Consider the following 5,955-nt stretch of genomic DNA (forward strand, 5'->3'; position numbering starts at 1 on the left):
CTTAAGAAAAAAACGGTAATTTTGTCAGACTAATTTGCACAGTGAGTGGGTGGGTATCACCGGAATCACTGGGTGGGTATCGCCGGAATATGCAGTAATACTTTTTGTTTTCCTCCTGAATAGATGTTTTGCTTATAAGCATCATGTAGTTTATCAATCTCCTGTTCAGTCAAGACATCCTCGTTTTGTGCTTTAATCTTCTTTTTAATAGCAAACCGTTCATATGGATTCTTTTCTATCTTTTCTTTAAGAACAGCCCGACCAATCAAAAACTTGAAATTAGCATGTTTCTTATTGACTGTTGATTCTAAATTTCCCTGCTCTATTTCGTGTGCATGGAACTTTTCGATAAAGTCTAATGTAATTTCATGGAAATGAAGAGTTGGTTTCCATTCCTTCATCGTATTAATAAGCTTTCTGTAATTCGAAATAGTGCCTTCGGCTCTATCAATTTTAAGAACCTCTAATTCCTGTTCTACGAAAGAATAAAAATCCGTGTTGTCATCGTCCTTGCTCTCTAATAGTTCTTTTCGAAATTGAGGAATTGGCAAAGGCTTCTCGTAGAAATTCATAATAAGGCTTTTCACTTTCTCATAAATCTTAGTGATGATTTTGTTGTACAAATGTGCCAGATGCTCTCCCGCACGAACCATCATTGCTTTTGCATCCCAATGTTTGGGTAAGATTGATATTCCTAAGCCAATATAGGAATCCTTTTGGTAAGCGATGTAACGCATACAAAGTTGTTGCTTACCATCTTTACGAACGTAATCGTTGCGTAGTACTAATTTTACTGTTGCTCTCATGTCTAAATTGTTTTAAAAGTTCGACCAATTTTCGACCAACAGATTGTGTAATTTCTCTAATTTTTCTTTCTATTCTTTCAACACTCTCAGAGGTTCTGGCGGATTTGTGCCAGTTGCTCTTTTGTGTTGAATATCAGAAAGTTACTTCTTTGCAACTTTGTTATTTGTCTAACATTTGATCAGCGTTTTTATTTTTAGATTATTCTATTTCTTTTATGCGCTCTATCTGCCTATTCAGAAAATAATCGGAGTATATCGTATAGTCTTCCGTATCATAAAAGGCAATCAATCCTTTTCTGTAATTTAGGATATCAGCATCTTTGGCTGAATAAACCGGGATTATATTTGCATTCATCAAGGCGATGCTTTCCAACATGCGGGCTGTTCGCTTGTTCCCGTCAATAAAAGGCTGTAAGCGTGCAAGGTTACAATGTAGATATACAGCTTTCTCTAATGGGTTGGTATATTGCTCCTGATTAAACAGAATCTCATTTAATCCGCTTTTTATTTCCTGCAAGCTTTTAGGGGGAGTATACTCCGTTCCACTAATACGAACAGCACGTGTTCTTAACGCTCCTGATTCCTCATTAGAAACCAATCCGATTGAAATAGATTGATGCACTCTGAAAAGAGTACGCTCATTGATTATCTCTTGATTTTCCCCTTTGTTTATATATTCAAGTTCAGAAATGAATGTGTTATAGAGGTTTTTAAGCATCTTAGCATCTTCATATCGTTTCTCGGAGGTAATACCATCTTTCAACAAAGCTTCTGTTTCAACGTATGTATAGGTGTTACCTTCTATTTTCCCTGAATAATAACACCACACAACTGCCAAGTCTTTAATTTCATTAGAATAAAGCTCTGACAATTTAGCTAAAGGACTTTGCAATATGAAAGTCGCTTTTTCTTGTTGTTCTTTATTGAATATGGTGTACATAATATTGTTTTCTGTTATTATTAATATAGAGTTTATAAAACCTCTCCTACACAATACGATTCATATAAGTAGCCGGGGCTTTCGTAGTAAATGCTACTGTTGAAGTCTTCTATCTTAAGAGATAGCCACGAGTCATACACTTCCATAAGGGCATCAATCGGCTCTTTGTTTTGCTTCTCGGCAACATCAACAATTAAACGCTTATACACCTTGCCAATATCCCAATGAGTGGGTATTGCGTATTTCCCGGCAGCAACATTGTCGAAGTTCCCTTCTTCTATAGCGTATTGTGCGATTAATTCATCACTCAACTTATCTATATTCTCGCTATGGTATACATCTGCTAAATCATATAGATGCTGCAATTTCTCTTTCCCGATAGCACGAGTAATGACATTCCGGTGATTCTTTGTTTTACGTCCGATATATTCTATCAAGCTGCAAACGAAGAAGAGGTCATTATATTCTTTCTTTTCTCTTCCGGTCATTTCCCTACCTCCTCAATTGTCTAAAAGGTTATTATTCTATACTCCCAAAACTATGGAAGCATCAATATTCAGATTTTTGCTAATGCTTCTTGCGACTTGATAGGTTGGCTCAATTTTCCCCGATAGTATTTCACTTATTCGGGAAGGACTGATACCAATAAGTTCTGCTAACCCTTTTTGAGTTAGGTTCATTTCATACATTCTCAATTTGATTGTTTCCGCCAGTGAGGGAGTACCAATTGGATAATGTTCGTCTTCGTACTCTTCTACAAGACTGGAAAGCAGTTCTAACTCTATTGAATCTTTATTGTCAATAGGAGTTTCGTTGTTTACGATGCCAAGAAGCTCTTCTATGCGCTCCATCACAACATTGTATTCTTTTTCAGTTTTAATCTTTGCCATAATCTTACATTTTAGAACAGTCGTCGATATCATCGTACTCTTTGTGAGTACCAATAAACCTAACGTACACCGTTTTTATCTTAAACAAAACCCTTGCTATCAACCGATAAGTGTTACCTTTTATGTTAAAGACATAATTGTCGTTTCCCACTGAATCTACGCTATTAAAAGTCTTTTTCACATCACTAAAGTTGTTCCAATCGGCTTTTTTAGTCTTTGAGTGCCACTCCTCCAAAGGAGTCTTTGCATCTGCATGTTTCTCGTAGAAATCAACTAATGGCTTCTTCTTGATAATCTTCATTCGGTATGATATTTTATACAAAGATATGTCTAAAATTCCGAACAACAAAATTTTATTCCATATTTTGAATCACCCAAACAGAGATAAAAAGAGTAGAGCAAACCAAGACGCGGTTAATCTAAGTTAATAACTTTTTCTAAGTGTTATAGACTTCCAGGAAATGACAAAAAAAACACAGTTTTTTCAGGTTGTGAAATATTCTTTATTCGAATAACTTTTTCAGTGCCGATTTTTAATATTCACGAGATGCATATTTTGCAAATATAAAATATGTAAATATCCAACAATGTGCGATTTTAGCCATTTTGCGATATACTTTCCGTGCCATAAATTTGCAAAGAAATCAGAATACAATTAAATAGTTAAACACAATTTTCAATTACTAGATTATGAAGATGCAATATGTTATAAACGAGGAAGAATTAGAAAGGATTATTTCAAAAATCATGGATAAGCGATTGCCACCACAAGTTGCCGACCAAGTAGAGAAAACGTATACAATCAATCAGGTTGCCCGGTTACTGGGACGTTCGCACAAGAAGATATCTGATTTGGTCGCCAGTGGCATACTGGCAACCACACCCGACAGACGGATATACGAGAGTTCAATCAGAGAATACAATAAAAAGTGAGACACAACAGAGGTTGTGCAATTTCTGAAATTCTTCCAACTACCACATTAGGGAGAATTGCAACGCCATCTTTGTAGGTGGCGTTTTCAGTTTAACGAAATAAAAAAGGATAAAGCTTCACAAACCTTATCCTAAGTATTTTGTAGAAACTTCGTTTCCACGCACCCGACAGTGCAAAGATACGAACTTCTACGCTAATAGCATAGAAATCAGTATATGAAAAATGAAATCAAGTTTTACTCTGTTCAGGTAAAGACCGACAGTGAGGGAAATGTTAAGACGGAATTAAAAATCCGCTATAAGGAGTTTATAGACCTTTTGTTAAGCTTTGGTTTCCGCAGGTATGATATAGGGAAAGCATCTATCTATATCCGCATTACAGACAATGTCGTTACAGAGTATTCAATTACTCAAATACAGGATTATTTTCTGAACTATATAAAGTCTTTGCCGGAGAAGCTAGAAGATAATATTAAACGAGATTCTTTGCTAGAAAAGTTCTACTCTAGTCCTGCAAATTATTTCTGCGATAGGAAACTAAACCTACTGATGTGTAGTGAATCTCTCGAATTCAATACAGACACCCGGGATTCCGTTTTTCTCTATTTCAAGAATGGATATGTAAAAGTAACCCAAGAAGGATACAATCTATATGACTATGCAAGCCTGAATAAGTGCATTTGGGCAAATCAAATACTATCTAGAGACTTTGAGAAAAAAGAATTCATTGAAAGTCAGAATGCGGAATTTGCGAAGTTCTGTTTCAATGTTTCCGGCAAAAAATTAGAACGCTTTCACTCACTCATGTCTATTATTGGTTATAATCTACATACCTATTTTGACACCAAGCTAAAGGCGAGCATCTTCACAGATAGCAAGATTAGTGAAACGGCAAGCGGTAGAACCGGAAAGACGTTATTTTGTAAAGGTCTTGGTAAAATAAAAAACTATTGCGAGATTAACGGAAAAGACTTTGATCCCACTTACCGGCACAAGTATCAAGAAGCAGAAATTGACACGCAAATTGTTTGCCTAAATGACGTTAGAAGTCCTTTTGACTTTGAAATGCTATACAATGACATCACAGAGTTCCTTCCTGTGCAGCGAAAGAACCAACAGCCCTTTCGTATAAAGGCAAAAATGCTAATCACTACAAACAAAACCATTCAGACTACCGGAGACAGTTCTAAAGACCGTTGCGTAGAGTTTGAATTTTCGGAACACTATCATAGAACGTATAGCCCGGAAGATGAATTTGGGCATCGTTTCTTTACCGAATGGGATAAAACCGAATGGAATCTATATGATAATTTTATGATGAGCTGTATTTCTTTCTATCTTAAAATGGGATTGATAGAACCAAAGCCCATCAACCTAAATATAAGAAAAGTTATTGAGCAGACTTCTTTTGAGTTTGTAGAGTTCATTAATAACTGTTTGGAGGAAGGGAGCATCGAGATAGGTAAAGAGTATAACAAAACAGAAATATATGAGCAGTTCAAAGAATTATACGACATTCCGAATGAAAGGCATTTCTATTCGGACATGAGGAACTTCTATAAACATCTAAAGATATATTGTGAGGTTTCTGACTGTAATATCAATTATACAGACAGACACAGTGGCAATAATAGATGGTTTTCAATAACAGATGGGGGTATCTAAAAAATCGCATTTTATCGCCCATTTGCTTATAAATGTCTAATAATTAAATGGTTATACTGGGCGATATGCCGGGCGATGAAGAAAAAATATCGCCCGCATCGCCCATACAAGCAAGAAAAGAACGCTTTGGGCGATAGGAGGGCGATAAAAAACAAGGCATCGCCCACTGTAAATCGCTGGTAATCAATGCTTAATTTAAGAATGGGCGATATGGGCGATAAAACCTTATATATTATTCATACTGACGCACAACAAAAGAAGAAAAACATTAGGGAAAAGAGAGCCTAAATTGTCTTTCCCTAATGTTCAAAATAGGATGTAAAGCAAATGTTAAATTTAAGCACGGGGGTTTTACTTGCAAGATGTGTTTTTGTATGTACAAAAACGAATCTTGCCCAATAAATTGGAACGTATAAAACTCGCAACTCGTTTTATTATGGGAAGAAAAAAAGCAAAAATCAATCGCACCAAAAAACTCATTTTTCGGTGTTCAGAAGCGGAGAAGAACAAGATAAAGGAACTATCCTTAGAAAGTGGATTAGATATCTCAAAATTCATAAGAGGGAAAGCCTTCCCTAAAGAACCTCCCGCTATAACTGCCGTGGAATATCTGGAACTCTATAAAGCAATAGTTCGTTATAAAAACAGCTTTTTTAAGCGGCAATAGTCCCATATTGTTTTAGTTCATTAATTATCCGCTTATTTTTTTTAGAGTTTGGGT

General features: G+C 35.9%; 8 protein-coding genes. 3 read left to right on the forward strand and 5 right to left on the reverse strand.

Annotated features, from left to right (window positions below; all coding sequences use genetic code 11):
- Positions 1-65: 65 nt before the first annotated feature.
- The 5 genes from D0T84_RS20880 to D0T84_RS20900 form a co-directional block, all read right to left on the reverse strand.
- Positions 66-806, reverse strand: coding sequence for a phage integrase SAM-like domain-containing protein (locus D0T84_RS20880; RefSeq protein ID WP_163309826.1), 741 nt, complete (start codon positions 804-806; stop codon positions 66-68).
- A 199-nt stretch (positions 807-1,005) separates the two neighbouring features.
- On the reverse strand, positions 1,006-1,746 hold the full coding sequence (locus tag D0T84_RS20885) for a Fic family protein (protein WP_163309828.1): 741 nt from the start codon (positions 1,744-1,746) through the stop codon (positions 1,006-1,008).
- Between the two features lie 32 nt (positions 1,747-1,778).
- On the reverse strand, positions 1,779-2,234 hold the full coding sequence (locus D0T84_RS20890) for a hypothetical protein (RefSeq protein ID WP_163309830.1): 456 nt from the start codon (positions 2,232-2,234) through the stop codon (positions 1,779-1,781).
- 36 nt (positions 2,235-2,270) lie between these two features.
- Entirely contained in the window at positions 2,271-2,636 is a 366-nt protein-coding gene (locus D0T84_RS20895) for a type II toxin-antitoxin system HigA family antitoxin (protein WP_163309832.1), read from the reverse strand.
- 4 nt (positions 2,637-2,640) lie between these two features.
- A complete protein-coding gene (locus D0T84_RS20900) occupies positions 2,641-2,937 on the reverse strand; it encodes a type II toxin-antitoxin system HigB family toxin (protein ID WP_163309834.1) in 297 nt (98 codons plus the stop codon).
- 389 nt (positions 2,938-3,326) lie between these two features.
- Between D0T84_RS20900 and D0T84_RS20905 the strand changes: the two genes are divergently transcribed.
- From D0T84_RS20905 to D0T84_RS20915, 3 genes are all read left to right on the forward strand, one after another.
- A complete protein-coding gene (locus D0T84_RS20905; RefSeq protein WP_163309836.1) occupies positions 3,327-3,569 on the forward strand; it encodes a helix-turn-helix domain-containing protein in 243 nt (80 codons plus the stop codon).
- Positions 3,570-3,785: 216 nt separating this feature from the next.
- Complete coding sequence (locus D0T84_RS20910; protein WP_163309838.1) at positions 3,786-5,234, forward strand: primase-helicase family protein; 1,449 nt, start codon at positions 3,786-3,788, stop codon at positions 5,232-5,234.
- Between the two features lie 436 nt (positions 5,235-5,670).
- Positions 5,671-5,901, forward strand: a complete 231-nt coding sequence (locus D0T84_RS20915; RefSeq protein WP_163309840.1) for a hypothetical protein — start codon at positions 5,671-5,673, stop codon at positions 5,899-5,901.
- The last annotated feature ends 54 nt before the right edge of the window (positions 5,902-5,955 follow it).

Origin of the sequence: Dysgonomonas sp. 521 (assembly GCF_010501055.1) — a bacterium.
GTDB lineage: Bacteria > Bacteroidota > Bacteroidia > Bacteroidales > Dysgonomonadaceae > Dysgonomonas.

Excerpts from the sequence above, each read along its gene's own strand:
- D0T84_RS20880 (WP_163309826.1), bottom strand. The coding sequence starts at position 806 with ATGAGAGCAACAGTAAAATTAGTACTACGCAACGATTACGTTCGTAAA.
- D0T84_RS20890 (WP_163309830.1), bottom strand. The coding sequence starts at position 2,234 with ATGACCGGAAGAGAAAAGAAAGAATATAATGACCTCTTCTTCGTTTGC.
- D0T84_RS20910 (WP_163309838.1), top strand. The coding sequence starts at position 3,786 with ATGAAAAATGAAATCAAGTTTTACTCTGTTCAGGTAAAGACCGACAGT.
- D0T84_RS20885 (WP_163309828.1), bottom strand. The coding sequence starts at position 1,746 with ATGTACACCATATTCAATAAAGAACAACAAGAAAAAGCGACTTTCATA.
- D0T84_RS20915 (WP_163309840.1), top strand. The coding sequence starts at position 5,671 with ATGGGAAGAAAAAAAGCAAAAATCAATCGCACCAAAAAACTCATTTTT.
- D0T84_RS20905 (WP_163309836.1), top strand. The coding sequence starts at position 3,327 with ATGAAGATGCAATATGTTATAAACGAGGAAGAATTAGAAAGGATTATT.
- D0T84_RS20900 (WP_163309834.1), bottom strand. The coding sequence starts at position 2,937 with ATGAAGATTATCAAGAAGAAGCCATTAGTTGATTTCTACGAGAAACAT.
- D0T84_RS20895 (WP_163309832.1), bottom strand. The coding sequence starts at position 2,636 with ATGGCAAAGATTAAAACTGAAAAAGAATACAATGTTGTGATGGAGCGC.